We start from the raw sequence: 23,240 nt of genomic DNA, 5'->3' as shown, positions 1-23,240 counted from the left end.
GGGCCTTTCAGCGCTGCTCGGAGGAGGCCGCGGCCGAGCGCAGCCCCTTCTTGCTGACCTTGCCGACGCCGGTCTGCGGGAAGGCGTCGACGAAGCGGACGAGGTCGGGGACCTTGTAGGCGGCGACACCGCGCGCACGGACGAACGCCTTGATCTGGCCGGCCGTCGGCGGCTCGGCGTCCGCGCTCAGGATCACATGGGCGAGGGTGCGTTCGCCGAGATAGTCGTCGGGCACGGCGACCAGGGAGACGTCGTGGACCGCCGGGTGGGCCAGGATGATGTTCTCGATCTCCTCCGGTGCGACCTTCTCGCCGCCCCGGTTGATCTGGTCCTTGGCCCGCCCCTCCACCACCAGGTGCCCGCTCGCCGTCCGGCGGACGATGTCACCGGTGCGGTAGAAGCCGTCCTCGGTGAACGCGGACCGGTTGTGCTCCGGAGCCCGCCAGTAGCCGCGGATCGTGTAGGGGCCCCGGGTGAGCAGATGCCCGAACTCGCCGTCGGGCACGTCCCGGTCGGTGTCGTCCACGATCCGGATCTCGTCGTCGGGCGAGATGGGCAGGCCCTGGGTGGTGACGATCGTCTCCGGATCGTCGTCGAGGCGGGTGTAGTTGACCAGTCCCTCGGCCATCCCGAAGACCTGCATCAGCCGGCAGCCGAGCGCCGGCTCAAGCCGCCGCGCCGCCTGCTCGCTGTACTTGGCCCCGCCGACCAGCACCAACTCCAGGCTGGACAGGTCGCGTTCGCTGCGCGGCGCGCTGTCCGTCCACAGCAGGGCGAGCGGCGGCACCAGGCCGGTCATGGTGATCCGCTCCTGCTCGACCAGGGCGAACGCGGTCGTCGGATCGGGCTTGGGGCACATCACGACGCGGCCTCCGGCGTACAGCGTGCCAAGCCAACCGGGGGAACTCATGGGGAAGTTGTGGGCCGCGGGCAGGACGACCAGGAAGCGGGTGTCCGCGTCGACACCGCAGATCTCGTTCGAGCCGCGCAGGGAGTAGAGGTAGTCGTCGTGGGTGCGGGGGATCAGTTTGGACACCCCGGTCGTCCCGCCCGACAGCTGGAGGAACGCCAGTTCGTGCGGCCGCGGTTCGGGCCCCGGCCCGGACGGGTCGCACGGCACGTCCGACAGCGCCGTGTGCCCGCCCGGATCGCCCGCCACGAAGACCTCCCGGAGCCCGGGGGCGTCCCGGCGGACCCGGGTGGCGAGGTCGCGGTGGTCGAAGCCGTCGTGCACATCCGGGATCACATAGGCGACGGCCTCGGAGAAGGCGCAGAAGTGCGTGATCTCGGTGTCGCGGTGGGCCGGCAGCGCGAACACGGGCAGCGCGCCCAGCCGGAACAGGGCGAAGACCACTTCGGCGAACTCGGCGGTGTTCGGCAGCTGGACGACCACCCGGTCCCCGCGCCCGATGCCGCGCCCCGCGAACCCGGCGGCGAGCCGGTCGGCGGCCTCGTCCAGCTGCCGGTACGTCCGGGTACGGCGGCCGGGCGCGAAGTCCACCAGGGCGACCCGGTCGGGATGGGCGGCGGCCCGCTCGCGGAGCATGCGGCCGAAGGTCTCGCCCCGCCAGTGACCGGCCCGCCGGTAGCGCTCGGCGAACTCCTCGGGCCAGGTGGGCGCGTCCACACCCGGGGTGAGGCCCGAGGGGGCGGGTATCGGTTCGATGGTCACGGCAATGGCTCCACGATGTTCGGCGGGGTTCGTCACAGGGCGGCGGGGTGCGCCGAGGGCGGTCAGGCGCGCAGGGTGGCGCCGCCGTCCACGTACAGGTCGTGCAGGGTGATGTGCCGGGCGCGGTCGGAGACCAGGAAGGCGACGGCGTCCGCGATGTCCGACGGCTCGGCGATCCGGCCGAGCGGAATGCCGGTGCGGTACGACGCCAAGTCCCCCTCGATCACGGCCTGTCGGCCGCTGTCGGGGCCGCCGGGCGCCCGGTCCCACATGGCGCGCTGCATGTCCGTGTCGGTGGAGCCGGGGGACACGGTGTTGCAGCGCACCCCGTACGGGGCGACTTCGAGGCCGAGGCACTTGGTGAACATCACGGCGGCGGCCTTGGAGGCGGCGTACGCGGCCATTCCGGCGCGGGGCACACCGGCCGCGTTGGAGGCGACGGTCACGATGCTGCCCCGGCGCCGGGCGGTCATCCGGCGGGCGGCGGCCCGGCAGACGTGGAAGACGCCATCGGTGTTGACCGCGAACACGGCCGCCCAGTCGGCGTCGTCCAGGTCGACCACGGCCGCGCCGCGCAGGATGCCCGCCACATTGACCACGATGTCCAGGGGTCCCAGGGTCCGTTCGGCCTCGGCGACCAGTTCCTCCACCGCCGCGGCGTCGGTCACGTCCAACTCCCGGCCCGTGACCCGGCCTTCGTGCCGTGCGGACAGTGCCGCCACGGCCGCGCCGTCCACATCGGTGGCGAGCACCCGCGCGCCCCGGGCGGCGAGTTCCGCGGCCACGGCGGCGCCGATGCCCCGTGCCGCCCCGGTCACCAGGGCGGTACGACCGGCCAGTTCGGGCTCGCCGCTCATATGGCGGCCCCTTCGGATCGGGCGCCTGATCGGCGAACGGCAGATCGGGATCTGTGGGATGACTTCATGGCCTCAGGTTTCCGGCAGACACGCAACGGATACGACCACCCGGGGGGACACCATGGCCCACCCCCAGCGACTTAGGTAAGCCTAACCATACCTTTACCTGCACGGTGATCGTCAACGTGGGCCGCGATGTCGCCCTGATCACTCCGCGATCCCAAGTCCCCGTTTCGTCGCACGGGTTGTCGCCGGGGCGCCGGGTGAGCACCCGTGCGGCATGCGGGCCGCGTCGTCGGGTAACGTCCCCGGGGACGACGTCGCAACGGCCGTTCCCGGTCGCCGCGTCGAGCTGTCGGACGCCGGGGCGGCGGGACCGCCCGCCCCACCGCGCAGTCGCCGCGCAGCCTCCGCACGGACGTCACCGCGCACCGGACACACCGGTCCGCGCCGCGGCATTCCGTCGCACCCGCCCGTCCGGCCGCACCGCGCCGGACGGGCGCGCGCCGCCGGCCCCCGGCCACCCGACTCCGCACCGCGCGCACGGCCTTGTGCCCGCAGCGGTCCGTCGCCGGGCCGCGCGAACCGACCCCGCCGACCCCATGGCCCCCACCAGTGCCCCACCAGTGCCCCCACCAAGGGCCTCAGCGAAGGGACGAACACCCGATGACCTCGACTTCCGCGCCTACCGCAGCCGCCGCTCCCCCACCGGCCGACCCCTTGCCCGACCTGGAGGCGTCCCTGGGCAAGGTGGTCGTCGTGAAGTTCGGGGGCCACGCCATGGTCGACGAGGCGCTGCAACGGTCCTTCGCGCGGGACGTCGTTGCGCTGCTGCGGGCCGGGGTCCACCCGGTGGTGGTGCACGGGGGCGGGCCCCGGATCAGCTCCCTGCTCGACCGGCTCGGCCTGGAGGTCCGCTTCACGGCCGGGCTGCGGGTCACCACCCCCGAGGTCCTCGACGTGGTGCGGATGGTGCTCGCCGGACAGGTGCAGCGCGAGATCGTCGGCCTCGTCAACGCGCACGGCCCACTGGCGGTCGGACTGACCGGCGAGGACGCGCACACCCTCACCGCCGTACGCAGACCGGCCTGGGTGGACGGCGATCCGGTGGACATCGGGCTGGTGGGCGATGTCGTCCGGGTGGACCCCGAGACGATCCTCGCGCTGCTCTCCCGGGGCCGCGTGCCGGTGGTGTCACCGCTCGCCAGGGGAGCCGGGGGCGAGGTCTACAACGTCAACGCGGATCTCGCGGCGGCGGCCCTGGCGGGCGCCCTGGGCGCCGAGCGGCTGATCGTCCTCACCGATGTCGCCGGGCTGCACGCCGACTGGCCGGCCGGCGGCGAAGTGATCGAGCGGCTGACCGCGACGGAACTCGACGCGCTGCTCCCGGACCTGACGGGCGGCATGGTGCCCAAGATGGAGGGGTGCCTGCGGGCGGTGCGGGCGGGGGTGCGGGCGGCCCGCGTCATCGACGGACGGGTGCCGGGCGCCCTGCTGCGGGAGGGCTTCCAGGACCGGGGCACCGGCACCACCGTCTTCCCGGACCGGGCCGACGAGCGCTTGGCGGACGCCGACCGGCCCGGCCGTCCGCACCGGTCACAGGGCCCGGCGCAGCACCCGTGACCCCGGGCGGGGAGCGAGCCCGGCCGGCCAGGTCAGGGGCGTGTCGGTCACGGTGAACCCGTGGCGCAGGAACAGCGCGGCACCGCCGCTGGTCGCGGCGAACACCGTACCGGCCGAGCGGGCCGCGGCCTCGGCGAGCAGCGCGGTCAGCAGGGCCGTACCGACTCCCCGGCCCTGACTGGCCGCCGCCACACAGAAGTTGTAGACGACGGCGGTACGGCCGGTGTCCCGTCCCTCGGGTGCGGCACAGAACCTGAGCCCCGCACAGCCCTCGACACGGCCCGTCGCCGACTCGGCGAGCAGGAAGTCGTCCACGTCGCGCGCGTACCGCGCCATGGGCCGCTCGCGCAGCTCGCCGGTCCGGGCGAACACCCGGGAGAGGCGGTGCAGCGCGAGCGCGTCGTCGCGCCCGGCCGGACGCACCACCACCAAAGGCGAAGGACGAGAAGGACGCGGGATCGGTACGACATGGAGTGTGGAGCGGGAAGTCACCGTGCTGTCCTCACTGGATCTGGTGGTCAGGCGGGGGCGTGGTCCTGCTCCGCCGCGGGTCCGGGGACCGCCGCAGGCTCCTCCCGGCGCGTCGCGGGCGCGAACACGGCGGCGATGACGGCGGCCGCGGCGCAGAAGGCGGCGGTCACGAGGAACGCCCGGTCGTAACCCTCGACGAGCTGGTGGACCCGGTCGGCCGGGGCGGACGAGGCGCCCGGTGTCGCGGCGACGGTGGTGAGGATCGCGAGCCCGAGGCTGCCGCCGATCTGCCGGGCCGCGTTGATGAGACCGCTGATCAGCCCGGCCTCGTGCGGGGCGGCGGCGCCGGTGGCCAGGGAGGTGTTGGCCACCATGCACAGGCCGACGCCGGTCGACGCCACGAGCGAGGCCGGCAGGAATCCGGTCAGGAAGGTCGAGTCGGCGTGCATCAGGCCGAAGAGCAGCATGCCCGCCGCGCCGAGCACCAGACCCGCGGTCAGTACGGCGCGGGCCCCGAAGCGGGTGGCCAGCCGGCCGGAGAGCATGGATCCGACGACGGTGCCGAAGCAGAAGGGCAGGAAGGCGGCGCCCGCGCGCAGCGGCGAATAATGCAGGACGTTCTGGAGGAACAGCGAGGCGAAGTAGAACCCGGCGACGGTGGCGGCGCCGAGGAACAGCACGATCACATTGGCCAGCCACACCGGCCGGGCGCTGAACACCCCGAAGCGGACCAGGGGTTCGGCGGCCGCCCGCAGCTCCCAGACCGCGAAGGCGGCTCCCGCCACGACGGCCACCGCGAAGGAGACGAGGGCGCCGCCGGTCCCCCAGCCGTGTTCGCCGGCCCGGATGAGTCCGTTCACCAGGGCGGTCAGGGCGACGGTGACCAGGAGCGCGCCGGGCAGGTCGAGGCGGCGTATCCGGGTCGTACGTCCGTCATGGACGGACAGCCGGGCCAGGATCAGGGCGGCGGCCACGATCGGCACGTTCACGAACAGCACCCAGCGCCAGGACAGCCACTCGGTGAGCACCCCGCCCAGCAGCACCCCGAGCGCGCTGCCCGCGGCGGACACCATGGCCCAGATCCCCACGGCACGGGCCCGCGCGCGGGTCTCGCGGAAGGTGACCATGATGACGGCCAGGCTCAGCGGGGCCAGCAGCGCACCGGCCAGGCCCTGGCCCGCTCGTGCCGCGATGAGCTGGCCCGGTGTCTGCGCGAAACCGCCGAGCACGGAGGTGACCCCGAACACCCCGAGCCCCAGGAACATCGCGACGCGATGCCCCACGAAGTCGGCGAACCGGCCGCCGAGCAGCAGCAGTCCGCCGAAGACCAGCGTGTAGGCGTTGACGACCCAGGACAGCCCGCCGGGCCGGAATCCGAGGTCACCGGCGATCGAGGGCAGCGCCACGTTCACGACGCTCACATCGAGGACGACCATCACCTGCCCCAGACAGGCGGTGGCGAGGACCAGTCCGGGGCGTGGCCGGGGCCCTGACACCCGGTCGGATCCTGTGCCGGATCCCGTGTCGGATCCTCTGTCGGATGCGGTACCAGGCGCGGTACCGGGTGCGGTCCCGGACGGTGTCTCGGTCATGGCGCACTACTCCCGTTGCTCGGCGCGGCCCCCTGCCGCGCGACGACGCGAACAATGTACGCGTAAGGCATGCCTAACTTCCACCTCGGACCTGCGCGAGAAGTGGGAGGATGACGGCATGTACCGCCCTCCGCAGACCTCCGACCCCGACCCGGCACGCCGACGGCGCGGGGTGCCCAGGTCGCAGCCGAGGCCGGGGCTGACACCCGAGGCCGTCGCACGGGCGGGGCGGGAGCTGATCGAGCGCGAGGGCCTGGACGCGCTCACCATGCGGGCGGTCGCGGCCGAACTGGGCACCGCCGCCGCGTCGCTGTACCGCCATGTCGCCGACCGTGACGCGCTGCTGCTGGCGATCCTGGAGGACATCGCGTCCCGGCTGCCGGTGGCGGTGCCCGGCGCGACACCCGCGGAGCGGCTGTTCAACCGGCTGATCACCGCGCACGACTACATGGCCGAGCACATCTGGGTGCTGCACATCCTGATCCGCGGCGAACTCGTCGCCCGCAACGCCTTCCCGTTCAGCGACGCCTGCCTGGCCGACTTCCTCGCGGCGGGCCTCACCGAGCGCCGGGCCTCCACCGCGTACCACGCCTGCTGGCACCTCACCACCGGCGAACTGCTCAACGAGCACCCGCTCACCCCGCCGCCCCAGCCGAGCCAGCGACAGCAGGCCCTCGCCTCGGTGGACCCCGCCGAGCTTCCCGCGCTCGCCCGGGTCCGCGAGGCGGAGCTGCGCGAGGGCCGCGACGGCTACGCGACAGCCCTCAAGGCCCTGCTGACGGCCTTTCTGCCCGAAGCGGCGGACTTCTGAGGGGCCGACGACCACGAACCGCCCCACCGCCGAAGTCGAGGGTACCGCTCCGACCGAGTCATAAGTTAGGTTTACCTAAGTTGCTTCCGTGTCGGCCTCGGGCCGACGGCGAGGGGGATTCCTATGGCTCGGCCGTACACCCAGGGCGAGTCCGTGTGGGTGCCCACCCGTGACGGACGACGGCTGCACGCGATGGTCCTCGACACCCGCGAGCCGGACGCCGGGCCGCCGGCTCCCGGCCGGGTGCCGCCGACGGTCGTGTTCGAGGCGGGGGTGGCGGCCGACCGTTCCTCCTGGGCCGGGGTGCAGCCCGCGGTCGCCCGGTTCGCCCGTGCGATCGTCTACGACCGCGCCGGTCTCGGCCGCAGTGCGCCGGATGCGGCGGGGCGGACGCTCACGCGGATGGCCGACGACCTGGGCGATCTGCTCGACCACTTCGGGCCCGGCCCGTTCGTCCTGGTCGGGCACAGCGCCGGCGGCCCGATCGTACGGCGCGCCGCGGCCGACCGCCCCGACCGGGTCACCGGCCTGGTGCTGGTCGAGCCCACGGACGAGGCCGCCGATGTGCTGTTCTCGCCGGGCTTTCGCCGGATGAGCCGGATCGTGCCCCGCGTCTACGGTCTGCTCGCCCGCCTCGGTCTGCTGCATCTGCTGCATCGCCCCCTGCTCCGGGCCGCGCCCGCGGACGTACGCGCGGCGATGCGGCGGGAGGCGTTCACGCCGGGGGCGATGTCCACCTGGGCCGAGACCAACCGCACCTTCCTGGACGAACTCGCCGCCTGGCGCGACACCCCGCCCGACGCCGGTGACTTCGCGCTCACCGTCGTGTCCGGCGCCCGCGCGGGCAACGGCATGAGCCGCTCGATCCGGGCCGCCGCGAACGCCTCGCACGCCCGCCGGGCCGCCGTCTCACCGCGGGGCCGGCAGGTGATCGCCGAACGCTCCGGCCACTACGTCCCGTTGACCGAGCCCGGCCTCGTCGTCGACGAGATCGCCCGGCTCGTCCGGCAGCCGGACGCCCCCGAGCCGAAGCGGCCCCTACCCGAGGACCGAAACGGCTGACGGCGCACCCCAAGTGCCCGGAAGAACGGCCCTGACCGGCTGCCGCCGCACCACAGGTACTCCGCCGACCGACCTGAACGACTGCCCCCGCACCACAGGTACTCCGACGACCGACCGAAACGGCTGACCCCGCACCGGAGGTGCCCCGATGACCGACCGAGCCGCACGAACCGCCGCCTACGCCCCGTCGCCGCTGGACGACCGGGCCCGCGCGGTGGCCGACCGGCTGCACGCCCGCAGCCGTCGTCAGACCCGCACCGCGCTCGCGCCGGTCCTCGCCCACGCCGTCAAAAGCCGGGTGCGCGAGGGCTCGTGGGACCCCACCGGGTCGGCGCACGGCAAGGCGTGGCTCGCCGACAAACTGGTCGCCCTCGATCCGCACAAGGCCGCCCTGTGCTACCAGTTGTGCCGCGCGACCGGCGCCCGCCGGGTCGTCGAGGCAGGCACTTCCTACGGCGTGTCCACGATCTATCTCGCCGCGGCGGTCCGCGACAACGTCGCCGACGGCGCGTCCGCGCGCTGCGCGGACGACGGCCTGCCCGAGGCCAAGGTGTTCGGCACGGAGCACGAGCCCGGCAAGGTCGCCGAGGCCCGTGCCAACATCGCCGCCGCGGGAGTGTCCGAGCATGTCGACATCCTCGTCGGCGACCTGCGCGAGACGCTGGCCACCCTGCGGGGCCCCATCGACTTCATGCTGGTCGACATCTGGATCCCCATGGCACTGCCCGCGCTGCGGATCGTCACACCGCTGCTGCGTCCCGGCGCGCTGGTCGTCTGCGACAACGTGGTCAGCGGGCGCCGCCGGTACGGCGACTATCTCGCCCATGTCCGCGACCCCGCCGGGCCGTTCACCTCCGTCACGCTCCCCGGGCACGGCGGCCTGGAGGTGTCCCGCAAGAAGTGACCGCCCGGGACCGGCCGTTGTGGCCGCCGCCGGGTCACACAGCCGTCGGGGGAACGGAGTCGTACGGGCCGTGGGTCCAGCGTCCGCCGGTCATCGTGGCGTGCACCGGCATCGCCCGCAGCGTGGCCGCGTCGGCCTTCAGCGGGTCCACGTCCACGACGACCAGGTCGGCCGGGTCCCCGACCCGGACGAGCCGCCGTCCGCGGGCCGCCGCGACCAGCGCGTCGGGTACGGACAGACGCTGTTCCGGGTGCCAGGCGGGACGTCCGTCGTCGGTACGGCTGACGGCCGCCGCGACGGCGAGCCAGGGGTCCAGCGGGGACACCGGGGCGTCCGAGCCGAACTCCAGCCGGGCGCCGGCCGCGTGCAGGGCGGCGTAGGCGAAGGCCCGGTCGGTGCGCCCGGCCCAGTGCCGGTCGGCCACGTCCCGGTCGTCGGTGGCGTGCCGGGGCTGCACTCCGGCCGTGACCCCCAACTCCGCGAAGCGCGGCAGGTCTTCGGGGCTGAGCAGTTGCGCGTGCTCGATCCGGCCGCGGCAGCGCACTGCCGCGAAGGCGTCCAGGGCCACCTTGTTGGCGCGGTCCCCGATGGCGTGCACGGCGGGCTCGATGCCGTGCGCGGCGGCCCGTCGCATCAGCCGTACCAGCTCCTCGGGCGCCGTCTCCTCGATGCCGTGCGCGCCCTCGGTGCCCTCCAGGCCCGGATAGGGGTCGTGGCACAGCGCGGTACGGGTGTTGAGCGAGCCGTCGGTGAACAGTTTGAGGGGGCCCACCCGGACCAGCTCCGGATGGCGGCCGACCCCGCTGCCGGTGCGCAGGCCCCGGGCGAGGGCCGCGTCGAGGCGGCTGGGATAGACGGCCGCCGCCACGCGCACGGCGGGCGGGATGTGCGCCGTACGCCGTGTCCAGTCCTCGACCGTGTCGCCGTACTGGAAGTCGATGACACCGGTCACCCCGCGTGCGGCGGCGGCCCGGCAGGCCTCGGCGATCCGGTCGTCGACCACCTCGACAGGCGGCTTGGGCAGGGCGGACAGCGCCTCATGGGTCTCGTGCTCGCGCAGCAGCCCGGTGGGGTGGTCGCCCCGGCCGACCAGCGCCAGGGCCGGGGAGTTGAGCCATACGGCGTGCAGATCGGCGCTGACCAGGGCCACCGGGCGGTCCGGGAGCACCGCGTCGAGCAGGTTCTTGTGCGGGGCGTCGGACCACAGCCCGTCCCGGAAGCCGTACCCGAACAGGACGGTGTCGCGGGGGCCGCCGGTCTGCCGCCGCACCAGGTCGGCGACCGCCCGTGCGGAGCCGGTGCCGGCCAGATCCAGGCGGTGCCGGGCGTTCGCCCACTCCGCCAGGTGGACGTGCGCGTCCCACAGCCCCGGCAGCAGGACGCGCCCGTCGAGGTCCACGACCCGCTCACGGCCGCCGGGTGCCGCCCGGTCGCCGTGCTCCGCGCCGGTGACGACATGGGTGATGGTGCCGTCGGCCACGCGGACCCGGCCGAGCGGACCGCCGGCGCCGAGCCGCACCCGGTCGAGTACGAGCGCGAAGTCGGTCATGAAGCCTCCCTGGAGGACGCCGGGCGGCTCTTGGCCGCACGACCGGCGAGAAACGCGGCCTCACCTTACCCAGGGCTGCGGGCAGGCGGGATGTGAACGGTTGGGACGTGAACCGGTGGGATGTGAACCGCGGTGGCCCGCCCGGCCGTTCGCCGTCGGGCGGGCCACCGCCTCGGCGGGCCCCTGGCGTGCTCAGATCGCCAGGGTGTCCGCGGGCCGGCCGCGGAGATCCGCGCGCACGGCCTCGGTGACGGTGACGGTCGCGCAGGTGGCGGCCAGCCAGTGGACGGCCATGGCGTGGTCGGCGGCCGTGCGGTCGGCCATGGCGTCGGCGACAACAAACGGTTCGAGGTCCTGCATCCAGGCGTCGGCCGCCGTGAGCAGTACGTCGGTGCGCGCCGCCGCGCCCACGACCACCACCTGGTCGCGCCCGAGTTCCTTCAGGCGCGAGCGCAGCCGGGTGCCGGCGAACGCGCTGTACCGCTTGGCCGTCAGGACCGTGTCGCCGGTCTCCGGCCGCAGGACGTCCACGACGGCGCGGGCGTCCGTCTCGGTGGGCGGTGCGAGCGGGACCGGCGCGGGGAACACCGGCCCCGGCCCCTCTCCCCCGACCGACCGCGACCCCGGTATCCGCGTCACATACACGACGGGCACTCCGAAGCAGCGGGCGGTATCGGTCAACCGGACGATGTTGTCGAGGAGTTCGGCGACCGGCGCGGTCTCCCGCAGGGCGCGCAGCACGTACTCCTGCATATGCTGCACGACGAGTGCGGCGCGGCACGGATCGAGGCGCCAGCAAGGGCCGCCGTCCGGCAGCGACGCCGCGTCGGGCATGGGGTACGGGACGACGCTCGAGGACGTCATGGTCTCGCCTTTCGGCTCAGGCCAGCAGATGGCCGGTGTGGGAGAGGCGGCGCGCCGCCGACAGCAGGGCGTGGATCTGCGGCCCGACATGGTCGAGGTCGCGCACGGGGGTGCGGAACGGAATCCGGGCGTCGTGGTGGGTGCGCCGGCGTTCCAGACGGAGGGTCAGGCCGTAGCGGTCGATGGCCACCGGGACCACCTTCGTCACGCCGGGCTCCGGGCGTGGCCGTACGAGCCGCAGCAGCCGGGGCACGAGATCGGCGTGCTCGTCCACGAGGTGGGTCAGGATGCCCGCCTCGCAGGTCGCCAGCGGATCGAGCTCGGTCGCCTCCAGTTCCTGGAGGGTCACGTACGCGCGTCCACCGGAGTCCTCCAGGACGCCCTGCCCGAACTCCATGCACGTACTGTCCACGGCGTCGGGGTCGTACGGCGCGCGCAGCACCCCGGTCAGGGTGACCCGGGCGCGCAGCCGGTCGCGTACCGGCGTGGGCGCTATGTCGGTGAGTTCCAGGCGGACCGGCACCCGTGCGGGGGACGGGGTGCCGGTGCCTTCCCAGGCGGCGTGCAGATGGAAATGTCCCATCGCACCGGTGCCGTCGAGTCGGCGGATCTCATGGTGCCGGCCGTCGCTGACGACGGTCATCGAGTGGGCGGCGGCCAGGATCGACCGGACACGCTCGGCGGCCGTCGGCGCGCTGGCAGGACTGGGGGTACGACGCATCCGGGCCCTCCAGGACCAGGGAAAGTAAGGTAAGCCTAACCTAACTCACACCTCGTCCGATTGGCCAGTCACCCCGGGCGCACAGAGCCCCTCCACCGGCCGGGACGATCACCGGTGAAGGGGCGTGCGCGTGTGCCGGGCGTACGGTCCCTCAGTAGCCGACCGCGACCTCCATCCACTGCGGGCCGTCCATCGAGGTGTACGCAGCCTGGCCCGCCACGTCGTCGTACGGGAAGCCGTACGCCAGGTGGCCGATGGCGTGGTCGTGCCAGTACTTGGCATACCAGTTGGCCGGGTCGCCGCCGTAGAACTTCGACGGGTCCTGCTGCTGCGCGGCCGGCAGGTCCGCGGTGTGCCGGTTGAGCGCGGCGCACAGGGCCGCGTTGGAGGCGAGGGACCCGGCGCAGCCGAAGATGTTCGAGGTGGGTTCGTTCACGCCGACCGAATTGGCGTACGCCGTGAAGTAGTTGGCGTTGGCGCCGCCCGACCGGAAGCTGGGGTCGCTGCCGGGAGCGATGATCCGGTACGGCGCCTGGGTCTGGGCCAGGACCTTGAACTGCTGCGGCACGGAGTTCTGGAAGTTCTGGAACACCTGGTCGCGGGTCATGGTGAACAGGTCCTGGGCGTCGCCCAGTTGGACGTCCTGTCCGCTGTGCGAGTGCAGCCGGATCGCCAGCGGCAGACCCCAGGCGTCGACCCGGGTGGTGTTGCCGCTGAACGAGGACGTGCCGGTGGTGAACTCGATGAAGTCGTAGTACTGGCCGTTCGGGGAGCCGACGTAGAAGTACATGCGCTGGGCGGGAGCGGCGACGATGTCCACGTAGGGCTGCTCGGCGATGGAGTGCTCCTGGCCGTTGTAGCTCCAGTAGACCTGGCTGTCCGGGTAGGCGCCGCCCGTCCGGTTGAGGACCTTCACCTTCATGACGGCCGAGGACGGCGGGATGTCGTCGGTGGTGCCCCAGAAGTCGTCCGGGGGCGTGGTGCCGCCGGAGCCGCCGTAGACCTGGAACTCCCAGAGGGAGTAGCCGTACGGGGTGGCGCGCTGGGTGCCGTACATCCGGACGTACCGCCCGGAGCCGCTCACGTTCAGGTTCTGTACGCCGCCGGTGCCGGCGGTGGTCGAGTAGACGGTGGTCCAGGGGCCGTTCGGGTCCGTGGCCGTCTGGAGGGTGAAGGCCTTGGCGTAGGCGGCCTCCCATTTCAGGGTGACCTGGGTGAGGGGCTGGACCGAGCCGAGGTCGACCATGATCCACTGCGGGTCGGCGAACGCGCTGGACCAGCGGGTCTGATCATTGCCGTCCACCGCCTGCGCGGCACCGAAGGAGGCGTTCTCGGTGGAGGAGGCGGTGGCGGGTCTGCCCTGGGAGAGCAGGGTGCCCGCGGCGCGGGCGGGGCTCTGGGAGGTGACGGTGAGTCCGAGCGCCGCGACGAGCGCGATCAGCAGCGCGAGGACGAGATGGGGCCGGGACCGGGGTCGTCCCGGCGCGCGGCGTGGTGAGGCGGAGCCGACTGGCATGGGCGTACTCCTCGAACGGGTGGGGACCGTGCTGGAGACCGAACCGTGACGCAGCCTGAGAGCGCTCTCGGGTGAGGGTGATGGTGGCAAGCTCCCCGGGGCCAGTCAATGGGTTGTTCACAAATGAACGGCACCACAGCGGAATTCGTTCGGCTCTCGAACACCGGGCCCGCGTCGGCGGTGTCGGCCGACCTCGTCCGAACCGGCCGAAGGGGCAAGCACGGCGCCCACGACGCGGGAGCGAACAGGCCGGGAGAGGGCGACCCGGATGAAGCGCAGACCCCGCCCCGGGCGGCAAAGTAACCGGTCACCGCATGTGACCTGGGCCACACGCCCGTAAGCCTTCCCATCGGACGGCCGGAGGCGTACGTTCCGGTTTACCTCGCGATGGCGCCCCCAAGGCGTCGGCCCGCCGAGCCTGGGACGGCGGGCCAGCGGGGGCCAATATTGCCCCGCGCCGGTCGGCATGGCCTGCCGTCCGGTGGACAACGTGCCGCTTCAAAAAGGCAGTTGAACGGCGGCGCACCCCTGCTATGGTGCGCCGATGTCATCGATCAAGAAGATCCAGGTCACCTTCGACTGCGCGGACCCCGAGCGCGTCGCCCGGTTCTGGTGCGAGGTGCTGGGCTACGAGGTTCCGCCGCCGCCGGAGGGGTTCGACACCTGGGGTGATTTCGATCGTTCGCTGCCTGCCGAGCGGCAGGGCGCGGCGTTCGCCTGTGTCGATCCCTCGGGCGAAGGGCCTCGGCTGTTCTTCCAGCGCGTTCCCGAAGGGAAGGTCGTGAAGAACAGGGTGCACATCGATGTGCGGGTCGGCACCGGGCTCGTGGGCGAGGAGCGGCTGGCCGCGCTGGAGGCCGAGTGCGCGCGGCTGGTCGCGCTCGGTGCGGTGCAGGTGCAGGTGCTGCGGGCCGACGGCTTCAACGAGTCCTGCATCGCGATGCAGGACATCGAGGGCAATGAATTCTGTCTCGACTGAGGTCCGCCCCTCCCCCGGGCGGTCCCGCCGGCCAGGCCGGGACCGCCCGGGAGCCGGGATCACACCGGGGCGAGTCGAGGCCCTGGCGTGGTCAGACGGCCGGTACGGGCCAGCGCCGCGACGGCCGTCGCGCAGGCCGCCCCGGTGACGGTCAGCGCCGTCCAGGTCAGCCAGGCGACATCGTGGCGGGCGGCGACGTCCCAGAGGGCCCCGGTGCCGAGGTTGCCCAGGGTGACGCCGAGCCCGGAGACCGTGTTGTAGAGGCCGTAGTGGGTGGCGACCAGGCGGTTGCCGGACAGCGCGACGACCGTGTCCATCTCGAAGGGGTAGACGATCGCGGACCCGGCGGCCAGCAGGACCACGGCCACCACCAGGGAGGCGAGCACGGCCGCCGAGGAGCCGCGCGGGCACAGGGCCAGGGGGACGAAGGCGAGTCCCATGACCGTCAGCCCCCGCACCAGGGCCTGGCCGCTCTGCCAGCGGTTCTTGGCCCAGCCGGTGAGCCGTAGCTGTCCTGCGACGGCGACGGCGGCCGAGATGACGAACAGAGCGCTGGTGGCGGCGGTCCCCTCGGCGCCGAGCGCGTCGGCCGCGGCCAGCGGCAGCGCGAGATAGACCTGGAACGTCAGGACGTACGAGCCGATCATGGCCGCCGAGAAGAGCAGGAACGGCCGGTTGGCGAGGATGGCGCGCCACTGCGCCAGGACACCGCAGGTCTCGGTGTTCTCCGGGTGCCGGTGGCGGGCGGGCAGCGCGCGCCATTGCAGCAGGGTGAGGGCGGCGAAGACGGCGGCGGCGACCGTGCACACGAGCCGGAAGTCGGCGGCCAGCAGGGCGAGTCCGACGAGCGGGCCGAGCAGCATGCCCGCCTGGTAGTAGACGTTGAAGGTGGCGAAGGCGTCCACGCGCCGCTCGCCGGCCTCGGTGGTGAGGCAGGCGCGGACGGCGGGATTGAACAGGGCGCCGGCGAAGCCCGTGGCGGCGGAGGCCACGATGAGGGCGGGCAGGTTGTCCACCCAGCCGAGCAGGCCGAAGCCCACGGTGCGCAGGAGGCAGCCGGCCATGATCGGGACCTTGTGGCCGAGGCGGTCGGCGAGCGTGCCGCCGACGAGGAACATGCCCTGCTGGGAGAAGTTGCGGACGCCGAGCACGAGTCCGACGGCCCAGGCGGCGAGGCCGAGGCCGTGGGACAGATGGGCGGCGAGGTAGGGCATGAGCATGTAGAAGGCCAGATTGATGGCGAACTGATTGGCCATCAGCAGCCTTGCCGCGGGCGGGAAGGAGCGGGTCTGCTGCCACAGCTGCTTCATCGAGCCGCTCCCACGGGGGCGTTCAGCACGGGACGGGCGAGCGGGTCGGCGACGCGGGTGCAGCGCGTCCAGCGGGTGACGGTGCGCTCTTGCGGATCGCCGATCTCGTCGGGGTCGTCGGCCGGCGGAGGCCCGAGCAGATCGTGGCGGTGGCAGTAGGGGTCGTCGAAGACCGTGCCGACGTAGCGCTGGGGGCCGTCGGGGAAGACGGTGGCGATGCGGTGCTCCGCGGGCATGGTGCGGGCCAGCCAGCGGGCGACGAGGGCGACGGCGCCGACGCTCCAGCCGCCGGTGGCGTAGTGGTGGCGGGCCAGGCGCCGGGCGGCCCACACGGACTCGGGGGCGGCGACCCAGTGGACCTCGTCGAAGAGGTCGTAGGCCACGTTGCGGGGGTGGATGCTGGAGCCCAGGCCACGCATCAGACGGGTCCCGGCGGGCTGTCCGAAGATGGTCGAACCTGTCGTGTCGACGCCGACGATCCGCAGGCCGGGGAAGTAGCCGCGCAGCACGGAGCCGATGCCCGCGGAGTGGCCGCCGGTGCCGACGGAGACCACCAGGGTGTCGATCCGGCCGAGTTGGGCGACGAGTTCATGGGCGAGCGGGGCGTACGCGGCGATGTTGTCCGGGTTGTTGTACTGGTCCGGGCACCAGGCGTCCGGGCGCAGCGCCAGGAGTTCCGCGACGCGCCGCCGCCGGGCCTCCTGCCAACCGCCGTGCGGGTGCGGTGTGTCGACGACGTCGATCGCGGCGCCGTACGCGGTGAGCAGGCCGGTCATCAGCGGTTCCATGCCGGGGTCGGTGACGACGGTGACCGGATGGCCGTACGTCGCCCCGGCCAGCGCCAGGCCGAGGCCCAGGGTGCCGGAGGTCGACTCGATGAGGGGCGCGCCGGGCGCGAGCGGTCCGCGCTCCCGGGCGGCGCGGACCATGTGCAGGGCGGTACGGTCCTTGATCCCGCCGGGGTTGAGACCTTCGAGCTTGGCCCAGAAGCCGCGGTCGGACGCGGTGAAGGGGGCGCCGATCCACAGGACCGGGGTGCCGCCGACGAGGCCGGCCGGGGTGTGCAGGGGGCGTTTGGCGTCGGCCAGGATCTGGGCCGCGGGCATCGGCCGTGCGGTGGGGGTGGGTTGGTCCATGGCGTGCTTCTCCTGCGGCCGGTGCCGTACGGGGCGACCGGCCGGTGGCGGTGGGAAGGGGACGGAGGTGATCGTCCGCCGTGCGGCCCACGGGTGTGGGGCACGGCGTGGGAGCGATCAGGTCCGCCACACGCCGAGTCGGGCCCGGGCCTCCCCGGCGGGTGCTGCCGGGGGCCGTGGGTGGAGCCGGTGACGCGCCGGTGGGGCAAAGAGGTGGAGGTCCGCGGGAGCGGACGGCGCAACGGCGGCGAGGAGCGGCGCGCCCGTACCGGCCTCGCGCGGCTGGACGGTCGGCTGGTCCAGGCCCGAGCAGTGGGCTTCCCCGCCGGGGTCGGGTGCGCTCTGCCCGGCCGCGGTCATCCCGGGCCGGTCGCCGGGAAGCTCCCCGGGGGTGGTCGCCGAGGCCTGGGCCAGGACGTCGGCGCGGGCGTCGGGGGATGCCGTCGGGCCGTGGCAGCAGCCGAAGAGGTGGAGGAGCGTGGCGAGCAGCAGGACGAGCACCGCTCCGGGCCGTGGCACGGAGCGGTCGTATCGCGTGGAGGACACGGCCCGCATGGACACGAAGAGTAGCCGGGTGCGTGCGTGAGGTTTCCGTCAACCGGCGCCCTGAAGTGGGCGGTTACGGAGCGATGTTCACCGCATCGGGTGAATTCCCCGGCTGCGACCTCGCGCTGGAGACCGCCGACGCGGTGATCCTCCGCGACGAACTCGCCACCGCCCCGCCGTCGTACGGCTTTCCCGCCGGGCCCGGCGCCCGGTGGTGCAGAACCTGGTCATCGCCGCGGTGTTCATCACCGGCCTGCTCGTGTGGAACCTGGCCGGCACCCTGCCGCTGCCGTTCGGCGTCGCCGGGCACGAGGGGTCCATCGTGATCGTCGGGCTCAACGGACTGCGTCTGCCGGCGGACGGTGCCCGGCGCCGGGCGGGTGCGGGGAGCGGGCTGTGAGATCTGGTGTCGTGGCGGTCCGGGCGATCCGCGCCGCCGCCGTCAGCCAGCCGTAGCCGAACAGCCAGCCGCCGAGGACATCGGTGGGCCAGTGCACCCTCAGGGCGAGGCGGCTGAGGCCGACGGCGCAACCGGCCCCGTAGGCGGCCGTGCGCGAGCCGGTGACCAGGCCGGTGGCCAGCAGGGCGGTCGCCGTGTGACGGGAGGGGTAGCTCGCCCCGTGGCAGGACGCGAACCGACCGGCCCCCGGCGGACGTTGACGGCCGACGGCCCGGCACATCGCGGTGCGCGTCACGTCGCCCACGGCCAGGACCGCGAGGGGCAGCCAGCGATCCGGAGCCGACCGGCGGGTCCGGCCGTCCGGGCGGCGCAGGCAGCGCAGGGCGGTCGCCGTATAGGCGACCGGGCGCGATCCCAGCACGGTCACGGCCTGCCACGCCCGCCGGGACAGCTCCGTGTGCGGGGCGGGCACCCTGATGCCCCGGTCGAGCGGGGCCAGGACCTCCTCGTGCCGGGCCGCGACGGACAGCAGGGCCGCGCCCAGCAGTCCGACGGCCGCACGGCTCCGGCTCATGGCTTCCGGCACGGGTGTTCGTCCCTTCCGGATCGATGTGTGCCGGGGGTGCGCCCTCCCCTCGGGCGGCGCACCCCCGGCATGTCCTTCCGCGCGATCGAGGCTCGCGGGTGTGGGCCTCGGTGGGACCCGCGCCTGAAGGACGTTCTCACGACGAGCGGGGGGAGTCCGCGCGCGGCTCCGGCCCGTCCCGTCGATGGCCATGGCGGCGGCTGCTCGCCCCGCCGGGCCGGGTCAGCCATCGCTCTCGGCGGCCGTGCAGGTGCCGCACAACATCCGTCGTGCGGCGCGCGGTCTCGTCGCCAGGCCCGTGCCGGCCAGCTGGTGGAGGACCTGTGGCCGGGCGTGCGCGTGCCGGTGGCAGACGCCCGCGCCGCAGGTACGGCAGACGGCGACCGCCGCGGCCTCGATGTCCAGGCCCTGGCAGTCGAAGCAGTTCATCGCCGACCGCCGTTCCGGAGGGCGGCGGGGAGACTCGCACCCCGGGGACACGAGCACGGGCACGGACATGGACACGAGCCCGCGGGGCTTCCTGGCGTGCCGTGTGAGCGGCGGTGGGTCTCAGAGGGGGCGGGCACCCGGTACCTCCCGAGGGCATGCGTTCCTGACGTCGGTCAGGAACCATCAGCCGGAGGGCGGTTCGGACCGAGGTCCAGGCGGGATCCATCGCCGGGGTCGAGTCAACAGGTGTGCGCGGCCACGGTCAAGTGCTTCGTGCTCCGGCCGGTGCACGGACGCCCGCCCGGCCGCGCACCGGTTGTCCGGTTCGGCGGACGCTTCTACGGTGGAACGGCATACGGCGGAGGGGCTCGCCGTCAACCGCGGTCGTGCCGCCAACGGTCCCTGTTCGAAGTCCGAGCAGGGAGGACCGCTGCCATGGCCGGCCGTCGTACGAAGGATCGTGAGAAGGGCCCCGTCGGGCTCGTCGCCATGCTGCTGCTGTGCCTGCCGGGTGGCGCCGTCCTCGCCGGGTTCGCCGGTCTCCTCCTCGGCCTGCCGCTGCCCGCCACCGCGCTCGCCGCCCTGGTCATCGGGGTCGGTACCTGGCTGCCGTCGGCCGTGCGGAGCCGCTCGGTGCCGGACGGCGGTTCGTCGCCCGGCGAGACGCCGTAACCGGCTCGCGGGCGGACGCGTCATGTCTCGCTCCTTCGCCACCGTTGTCGTGCATCCACCGGATTCCCGGGGCCGTCGGGTCACCGTGGAAGGCAGCACCATGGGGTACGCGCGCGGCGCGGTGGACGTGCTGTGGCTGGTGTGGGCGGCCGGGCTGGACCCGGACGAGGTACGGCTGGACGACCCCGACCGGGTCGAATGGCGCGGCGCGGGGCCCGAGGTGTGGACCAGCGATGAGCAGCCGCCGTAACGGCCCGTGCAGTGACCGCCGTAACGGCCCGTGGCGGCTCAGGGGACGCGCAGGGCCAGTACGGCGACGTCGTCGTTCTGGACGTCGCTCATCCGGGAGAGCAGTTCGTCCCGGAAGACGGCCAATGGCTCGCGGGCGAGTGCGGCCGCGTGCTGGCGCAGCCGGGTCAGGCCGCGGCCGATGTCCTCGCCGGGGCGTTCGACGAGGCCGTCGGTGTACAGGAGGAGGGTGGCGCCGGGCGGCAGGGTGATGGTCGCCGTCTCCCGCGCGAGCGCGGGGTCCACCCCGAGGATGGGGGCGTGCCCTTCCTCCAGCAGCAGCGTGTGGCCGTCGGGCTGGGCCAGCAGGGGCGGCAGGTGGCCGGCGTTGGTCCAGGTGAGCCGCCACGGCCCGGCGTCGGGGGTCTCGATGCGCGCGATGACGGCCGTCACCAGCTCGATGCTGGTCAGGCCCTGCATCACCCGGTCCAGGCGGCACATGATGCCCGCCGGGTCGTCGCCGCCGCTGTCGTAGGCGAGCGCGCGCAGCATGTTGCGCAGCTGCCCCATCCGGACGGCGGCGGCCAGGTCGTGGCCGACCACGTCCCCGATGGCGAGCACGGCCGAGCCGTCGGGCAGCGGAAAGGCGTCGTACCAGTCGCCCCCGACCTCGGCCCGTTCGCGGGCGGCCAGATAGCGGGTGGCGAGCTGGAGGTGGTCCAGGCCGGTCAGGTCGGGCAGGAGGGAGAGCTGGAGCTGCTCGGCGGTGTGCTCCTGGAGCGCGTACAGCCGGGCGTTGTCCAGGGCGAGGGCCGCGCGCTGGCCGAGGTCGGCGGCGAGCGCCTGCTCCTGCTCGTCGAACGCCGGGGCCCCGGTGCGGCGGACGAAGGTGAGGGCGCCCAGTTCCTGCCGTCGTACCCGCATGGGCACGATCAGCGCGCGGTGGGCGCCGAGCGTCCGGTACAGGGACCACTGGGCGGCGCGCAGCGGATCGGCCGGGTCGGGTTCGCCGAAGTCGGTGACCACGACGGGGCCCGCGCCGCGCAGCACCTTCGCCAGCGCGCAGGCCGAGTCGTCCGGGCCGGGCAGCAGCCCGCCGGACAGCACGCGCAGCGCCCGTTCGGTGTCCCGGTCGGTGACCGTGAGACGTCGTACCCCTTCGCCTTCGACGACGTCCACGACACAGGCGTCGGCCAGCTGGGGCACGACCAGCCGGGCGAGCCTGCGCAGCGACTCCTGCGCGTCCAGTCCGGAGGCCAGCGCGCGGCTCACATCGGCGAGCAGCCGCAGCCGGGCCGCGGCGACCTCCGGTGGCAGCTCCTCGGACGGCGTCGCCGCCGGTGGCGTCGGCTCTCGTTTCATGACGCTCCTCCGGGCGTCCCCGGGGCGGTGGGGATTCGTTCCGGACCGCCTGTCCGGTGGGATCGCGGGTAGAGGCCGTCAGCGCGGCGCGGACCGGGCGGTCGCGCACGGCGAGCCTCATCGCCGTCTTTACGCACCGATGCCCCGCCGGGGCGCCGCGCAATCCCCCCTCACTCCCCCTGGCCAGCGGCGGCGGACGTCGCCCGCGGCCGTACCGTGGAGATGAGACGGACGGTGGAGGGGCCCACCGCCAACCGCGGCCCGGCGCCGCCGACGGTCCCTGCCCGACGAGGGTGGTGATCCGGATGGATGAAGACCAGGGCCGGGCGAGCGAATGCCAAGGCCGGATGAGTGAAGGCCAAGGTCGGGTGGGTGAAGGCCGGAGGCGGGTCGGCACACGCCAGGACCGGACGAGTGACGGCCGGAGGCGGGACGGCGCACGCCAGAACCGGACGAGTGAAAGCCGGAGGCGGGACGGCGCACGCCAGAACCGGACGGGTGAAGGCCGAGGGCGGGTGGGCGGTCGGGTGGTCGCCCGGTCGCCGCGGGCCGATGGTGGCGCGGCATGAGCGGCCTCGCCGACCCGGTCGCCCGTGTCCTGCGCTACGGCACCGGGCCCGCCGCCCGCCGGGCCGCCGCCGCGGAGGCCGACCGGCTGTGGGCGCGGGGGATCGCGGCGCGCGCGGTCTTCCGGCCGGAACACGGCGGCTGGGCGGTCCTCGTCCTCACGGCTCCCGTCAGGAAGCGCCCGCGCGGGTGACGAGCGGCCGCTCATGGCGGCGAGACACGGGCGGGCAGGGCGACATCGGCGCGGCGGACCTGGCAGGACGTGCGCCGGGTGGCGCACTATGGAGAGGGCGATGAGGCTCGCCCTTGACCGCACATCCCGTGCTGATGGCCTCTGCCTCTCCCGGCCGGACAGCCGCCGCGGCTGCCCGCCGACGATGACGGGTCAGGAGGCTGCCATCACCTTGTCACTCTCCAACTCGCCCTCCGCCCCGGCTGCCTGAACCCCCGCCAGAAGGAGTTGGACATGCCCGTACGACGGCTGGTCCTGGACGTCGACAAGACGATCGACGAGCCCGATCTGATCCACCTCGCCTCGGTGATCGAGTCCGTGTCCGGGGTGAAGGCGGTGAACATCGCGGTCACCGAGATCGACATCGAGACCGTCGGCACGAACGTCACGGTGGAGGGCGACGACATCGACGTCGACGCGCTGACCGAGGCGATCCAGCACACCGGCGCGGTCGTCCACAGCATCGACGAGGTCGTGGCCGGCGCCTATCTGCTGGACAACAAGCCGCGTTCGCGATGACCCCGGCCCACGGGCTGCGGATCCTGGCCGCGCGGTCCCTGCTGCCGCTGGTCCTCGGCCTGGTGGACGGGCTGCTCAACGCCCTGACGCTGGCCGCCGCCTCGCTGGTGGGTTCGGGCGCGCCGGTCAGCGCCTCGCTGGCGCTCCGGGTGGGGCTGGTGGCGTTGACGACGGCCGCGTTCGCGGTGTTCGTGGCCGACTACGCCGACCGCCGCGCCTATCTGATCCGCGCCTCACGGCAGTTGAACCTGACCCGGCGGGGGCAGCTGGCCACGACCCGGCTCGGCCGGCTCGCGCTGACGCGCGCGCTCACGGCCACGGTGATCGCCTGCACCGCGAGCTTCGCCGGGGCGACGCTGCCGCTGCTGGCCGGGGCCGCGGCGCCGGATCTGTCGTGGATCGTGGTGGTGCTGGCCGTCGTCGCCCTCACGGCGCTGGGGGCGATCCTGGGGCGTCTGTTCGCGGGGAGTTCCGTGCGGTGGGCGGCGGTGCTCGGCTGCGGCGGGGTGGCCGTGACCTGGATCGGTGTGTGGCTGCACATCGCCTGAGCGCGGCCCCCGGACCCGTGCCTCTCGGGCGCCGACGGCGGTGACCCCGGTGACCGGTCCGGCTGGCGGGGACGGACCGGGTGG

Annotated in this window: 24 protein-coding genes, 1 pseudogene and 2 riboswitches; of the genes and pseudogenes, 11 read left to right on the top strand and 14 right to left on the bottom strand. The window is 73.7% G+C overall.

Annotated elements, in window-relative coordinates:
• Positions 1–7: 7 nt before the first annotated feature.
• Both AB0N90_RS16770 and AB0N90_RS16765 read right to left on the bottom strand, forming a co-directional pair.
• Complete coding sequence (locus AB0N90_RS16770; protein WP_365197080.1) at positions 8–1,672, bottom strand: (2,3-dihydroxybenzoyl)adenylate synthase; 1,665 nt, start codon at positions 1,670–1,672, stop codon at positions 8–10.
• Positions 1,673–1,734: 62 nt separating this feature from the next.
• The gene (locus AB0N90_RS16765) at positions 1,735–2,529 is read right to left on the bottom strand and encodes a 2,3-dihydro-2,3-dihydroxybenzoate dehydrogenase (RefSeq protein WP_365197077.1); all 795 of its coding nucleotides are present in this window, start codon (positions 2,527–2,529) and stop codon (positions 1,735–1,737) included.
• A gap of 666 nt (positions 2,530–3,195) precedes the next feature.
• Here AB0N90_RS16765 and argB point away from each other — a divergent pair.
• On the top strand, positions 3,196–4,152 hold the full coding sequence (gene argB, locus AB0N90_RS16760; protein WP_365197074.1) for an acetylglutamate kinase: 957 nt from the start codon (positions 3,196–3,198) through the stop codon (positions 4,150–4,152).
• Here the strand turns inward: argB and AB0N90_RS16755 are convergent.
• Positions 4,126–4,578 (bottom strand): GNAT family N-acetyltransferase, encoded by a 453-nt coding sequence (locus tag AB0N90_RS16755; protein WP_365197072.1) that lies wholly within the window; start codon positions 4,576–4,578, stop codon positions 4,126–4,128. The two genes, argB and AB0N90_RS16755, sit on opposite strands and share 27 nt — an antisense overlap.
• Positions 4,579–4,670: 92 nt before the next feature.
• Entirely contained in the window at positions 4,671–6,119 is a 1,449-nt protein-coding gene (locus AB0N90_RS16750) for an MFS transporter (RefSeq protein WP_365197069.1), read from the bottom strand.
• Positions 6,120–6,333: 214 nt separating this feature from the next.
• Here AB0N90_RS16750 and AB0N90_RS16745 point away from each other — a divergent pair, with 214 nt between their 5' ends.
• The 3 genes from AB0N90_RS16745 to AB0N90_RS16735 all read left to right on the top strand — a co-directional run bounded on the left by AB0N90_RS16745 (position 6,334) and on the right by AB0N90_RS16735 (position 8,992).
• Entirely contained in the window at positions 6,334–7,026 is a 693-nt protein-coding gene (locus AB0N90_RS16745; RefSeq protein WP_365197066.1) for a helix-turn-helix domain-containing protein, read from the top strand.
• A gap of 123 nt (positions 7,027–7,149) precedes the next feature.
• On the top strand, positions 7,150–8,088 hold the full coding sequence (locus tag AB0N90_RS16740; protein ID WP_365197064.1) for an alpha/beta hydrolase: 939 nt from the start codon (positions 7,150–7,152) through the stop codon (positions 8,086–8,088).
• A gap of 148 nt (positions 8,089–8,236) precedes the next feature.
• On the top strand, positions 8,237–8,992 hold the full coding sequence (locus tag AB0N90_RS16735) for a class I SAM-dependent methyltransferase (RefSeq protein ID WP_365197061.1): 756 nt from the start codon (positions 8,237–8,239) through the stop codon (positions 8,990–8,992).
• A 34-nt stretch (positions 8,993–9,026) separates the two neighbouring features.
• Here the strand turns inward: AB0N90_RS16735 and AB0N90_RS16730 are convergent, their stop codons facing one another.
• The 4 genes from AB0N90_RS16730 to AB0N90_RS16715 form a co-directional block, all read right to left on the bottom strand.
• Positions 9,027–10,541 carry an amidohydrolase family protein gene (locus AB0N90_RS16730; RefSeq protein WP_365197059.1) on the bottom strand — a complete coding sequence of 505 codons (1,515 nt, stop codon included), beginning with the start codon at positions 10,539–10,541 and terminating at the stop codon, positions 9,027–9,029.
• Between the two features lie 192 nt (positions 10,542–10,733).
• Entirely contained in the window at positions 10,734–11,405 is a 672-nt protein-coding gene (locus AB0N90_RS16725; protein ID WP_365197056.1) for an isochorismatase family protein, read from the bottom strand.
• Between the two features lie 16 nt (positions 11,406–11,421).
• A complete protein-coding gene (locus AB0N90_RS16720) occupies positions 11,422–12,126 on the bottom strand; it encodes a DUF2470 domain-containing protein (RefSeq protein WP_365197053.1) in 705 nt (234 codons plus the stop codon).
• Positions 12,127–12,277: 151 nt separating this feature from the next.
• Positions 12,278–13,642, bottom strand: a complete 1,365-nt coding sequence (locus AB0N90_RS16715; protein WP_365197051.1) for a beta-1,3-glucanase family protein — start codon at positions 13,640–13,642, stop codon at positions 12,278–12,280.
• 544 nt (positions 13,643–14,186) lie between these two features.
• Here AB0N90_RS16715 and AB0N90_RS16710 point away from each other — a divergent pair.
• Positions 14,187–14,621 carry a VOC family protein gene (locus AB0N90_RS16710; protein ID WP_365197048.1) on the top strand — a complete coding sequence of 145 codons (435 nt, stop codon included), beginning with the start codon at positions 14,187–14,189 and terminating at the stop codon, positions 14,619–14,621.
• A gap of 59 nt (positions 14,622–14,680) precedes the next feature.
• On the opposite strand, the gene AB0N90_RS16705 is transcribed toward AB0N90_RS16710, so the two are convergent.
• From AB0N90_RS16705 to AB0N90_RS16695, 3 genes are all read right to left on the bottom strand, one after another.
• A complete protein-coding gene (locus tag AB0N90_RS16705; RefSeq protein WP_365197045.1) occupies positions 14,681–15,931 on the bottom strand; it encodes an MFS transporter in 1,251 nt (416 codons plus the stop codon).
• The gene (locus tag AB0N90_RS16700) at positions 15,928–17,067 is read right to left on the bottom strand and encodes a PLP-dependent cysteine synthase family protein (RefSeq protein WP_365197042.1); all 1,140 of its coding nucleotides are present in this window, start codon (positions 17,065–17,067) and stop codon (positions 15,928–15,930) included. Before AB0N90_RS16700 ends, AB0N90_RS16705 begins: the two co-directional genes overlap by 4 nt.
• Positions 17,068–17,184: 117 nt before the next feature.
• On the bottom strand, positions 17,185–17,613 hold the full coding sequence (locus AB0N90_RS16695) for a hypothetical protein (RefSeq protein WP_365197039.1): 429 nt from the start codon (positions 17,611–17,613) through the stop codon (positions 17,185–17,187).
• A gap of 116 nt (positions 17,614–17,729) precedes the next feature.
• Between AB0N90_RS16695 and AB0N90_RS16690 the strand changes: the two are divergent.
• A pseudogene (locus AB0N90_RS16690) lies at positions 17,730–18,013 on the top strand (heavy metal translocating P-type ATPase); the annotation flags it as partial.
• On the opposite strand, the gene AB0N90_RS16685 reads toward AB0N90_RS16690, so the two are convergent.
• Positions 17,949–18,587 carry a phosphatase PAP2 family protein gene (locus tag AB0N90_RS16685; protein ID WP_361673102.1) on the bottom strand — a complete coding sequence of 213 codons (639 nt, stop codon included), beginning with the start codon at positions 18,585–18,587 and terminating at the stop codon, positions 17,949–17,951. The pseudogene AB0N90_RS16690 and the gene AB0N90_RS16685 overlap by 65 nt on opposite strands.
• Before the next feature lie 234 nt (positions 18,588–18,821).
• Positions 18,822–19,028 (bottom strand): DUF2180 family protein, encoded by a 207-nt coding sequence (locus AB0N90_RS16680; RefSeq protein ID WP_365197036.1) that lies wholly within the window; start codon positions 19,026–19,028, stop codon positions 18,822–18,824.
• A 167-nt stretch (positions 19,029–19,195) separates the two neighbouring features.
• A riboswitch (Fluoride riboswitch) is annotated at positions 19,196–19,267 on the bottom strand.
• Positions 19,268–19,463: 196 nt separating this feature from the next.
• Here AB0N90_RS16680 and AB0N90_RS16675 point away from each other — a divergent pair.
• Together AB0N90_RS16675 and AB0N90_RS16670 are read left to right on the top strand one after the other, a co-directional pair.
• Positions 19,464–19,700: a hypothetical protein gene (locus tag AB0N90_RS16675; RefSeq protein WP_365197033.1), complete on the top strand. Its 237-nt coding sequence runs from the start codon at positions 19,464–19,466 to the stop codon at positions 19,698–19,700.
• 100 nt (positions 19,701–19,800) lie between these two features.
• Entirely contained in the window at positions 19,801–19,950 is a 150-nt protein-coding gene (locus tag AB0N90_RS16670; protein ID WP_365197030.1) for a hypothetical protein, read from the top strand.
• A gap of 38 nt (positions 19,951–19,988) precedes the next feature.
• On the opposite strand, the gene AB0N90_RS16665 is transcribed toward AB0N90_RS16670, so the two are convergent.
• A complete protein-coding gene (locus tag AB0N90_RS16665; RefSeq protein WP_365197028.1) occupies positions 19,989–21,290 on the bottom strand; it encodes a GAF domain-containing SpoIIE family protein phosphatase in 1,302 nt (433 codons plus the stop codon).
• Positions 21,291–21,855: 565 nt separating this feature from the next.
• Here AB0N90_RS16665 and AB0N90_RS16660 point away from each other — a divergent pair.
• The 3 genes from AB0N90_RS16660 (at position 21,856) to AB0N90_RS16650 (ending at position 23,156) form a co-directional block, all read left to right on the top strand.
• Positions 21,856–22,050 carry a hypothetical protein gene (locus tag AB0N90_RS16660; protein WP_365197025.1) on the top strand — a complete coding sequence of 65 codons (195 nt, stop codon included), beginning with the start codon at positions 21,856–21,858 and terminating at the stop codon, positions 22,048–22,050.
• A gap of 87 nt (positions 22,051–22,137) precedes the next feature.
• Positions 22,138–22,201: riboswitch (Fluoride riboswitch) on the top strand.
• A 122-nt stretch (positions 22,202–22,323) separates the two neighbouring features.
• On the top strand, positions 22,324–22,608 hold the full coding sequence (locus AB0N90_RS16655; RefSeq protein ID WP_361673116.1) for a DUF211 domain-containing protein: 285 nt from the start codon (positions 22,324–22,326) through the stop codon (positions 22,606–22,608).
• Positions 22,605–23,156: a hypothetical protein gene (locus AB0N90_RS16650; protein WP_365197023.1), complete on the top strand. Its 552-nt coding sequence runs from the start codon at positions 22,605–22,607 to the stop codon at positions 23,154–23,156. The genes AB0N90_RS16655 and AB0N90_RS16650 overlap by 4 nt, the downstream gene beginning before the upstream one ends.
• The last annotated feature ends 84 nt before the right edge of the window (positions 23,157–23,240 follow it).

Origin of the sequence: Streptomyces sp. NPDC093018 (assembly GCF_040684035.1) — a bacterium.
In the GTDB taxonomy this organism is placed as follows: domain Bacteria; phylum Actinomycetota; class Actinomycetes; order Streptomycetales; family Streptomycetaceae; genus Streptomyces; species Streptomyces murinus.
The sequence above is the reverse complement of the archived record's forward strand: the minus strand, read 5'-3'. Positions and strand labels throughout refer to the sequence as shown.

Excerpts from the sequence above, each read along its gene's own strand:
- AB0N90_RS16765 (WP_365197077.1), bottom strand. The coding sequence starts at position 2,529 with ATGAGCGGCGAGCCCGAACTGGCCGGTCGTACCGCCCTGGTGACCGGG.
- argB (WP_365197074.1), top strand. The coding sequence starts at position 3,196 with ATGACCTCGACTTCCGCGCCTACCGCAGCCGCCGCTCCCCCACCGGCC.
- AB0N90_RS16745 (WP_365197066.1), top strand. The coding sequence starts at position 6,334 with ATGTACCGCCCTCCGCAGACCTCCGACCCCGACCCGGCACGCCGACGG.
- AB0N90_RS16740 (WP_365197064.1), top strand. The coding sequence starts at position 7,150 with ATGGCTCGGCCGTACACCCAGGGCGAGTCCGTGTGGGTGCCCACCCGT.
- AB0N90_RS16735 (WP_365197061.1), top strand. The coding sequence starts at position 8,237 with ATGACCGACCGAGCCGCACGAACCGCCGCCTACGCCCCGTCGCCGCTG.
- AB0N90_RS16730 (WP_365197059.1), bottom strand. The coding sequence starts at position 10,541 with ATGACCGACTTCGCGCTCGTACTCGACCGGGTGCGGCTCGGCGCCGGC.
- AB0N90_RS16725 (WP_365197056.1), bottom strand. The coding sequence starts at position 11,405 with ATGACGTCCTCGAGCGTCGTCCCGTACCCCATGCCCGACGCGGCGTCG.
- AB0N90_RS16720 (WP_365197053.1), bottom strand. The coding sequence starts at position 12,126 with ATGCGTCGTACCCCCAGTCCTGCCAGCGCGCCGACGGCCGCCGAGCGT.
- AB0N90_RS16715 (WP_365197051.1), bottom strand. The coding sequence starts at position 13,642 with ATGCCAGTCGGCTCCGCCTCACCACGCCGCGCGCCGGGACGACCCCGG.
- AB0N90_RS16710 (WP_365197048.1), top strand. The coding sequence starts at position 14,187 with ATGTCATCGATCAAGAAGATCCAGGTCACCTTCGACTGCGCGGACCCC.
- AB0N90_RS16705 (WP_365197045.1), bottom strand. The coding sequence starts at position 15,931 with ATGAAGCAGCTGTGGCAGCAGACCCGCTCCTTCCCGCCCGCGGCAAGG.
- AB0N90_RS16700 (WP_365197042.1), bottom strand. The coding sequence starts at position 17,067 with ATGGACCAACCCACCCCCACCGCACGGCCGATGCCCGCGGCCCAGATC.
- AB0N90_RS16685 (WP_361673102.1), bottom strand. The coding sequence starts at position 18,587 with ATGAGCCGGAGCCGTGCGGCCGTCGGACTGCTGGGCGCGGCCCTGCTG.
- AB0N90_RS16680 (WP_365197036.1), bottom strand. The coding sequence starts at position 19,028 with ATGAACTGCTTCGACTGCCAGGGCCTGGACATCGAGGCCGCGGCGGTC.
- AB0N90_RS16675 (WP_365197033.1), top strand. The coding sequence starts at position 19,464 with ATGGCCGGCCGTCGTACGAAGGATCGTGAGAAGGGCCCCGTCGGGCTC.
- AB0N90_RS16670 (WP_365197030.1), top strand. The coding sequence starts at position 19,801 with ATGGGGTACGCGCGCGGCGCGGTGGACGTGCTGTGGCTGGTGTGGGCG.
- AB0N90_RS16665 (WP_365197028.1), bottom strand. The coding sequence starts at position 21,290 with ATGAAACGAGAGCCGACGCCACCGGCGGCGACGCCGTCCGAGGAGCTG.
- AB0N90_RS16660 (WP_365197025.1), top strand. The coding sequence starts at position 21,856 with ATGAGCGGCCTCGCCGACCCGGTCGCCCGTGTCCTGCGCTACGGCACC.
- AB0N90_RS16655 (WP_361673116.1), top strand. The coding sequence starts at position 22,324 with ATGCCCGTACGACGGCTGGTCCTGGACGTCGACAAGACGATCGACGAG.
- AB0N90_RS16650 (WP_365197023.1), top strand. The coding sequence starts at position 22,605 with ATGACCCCGGCCCACGGGCTGCGGATCCTGGCCGCGCGGTCCCTGCTG.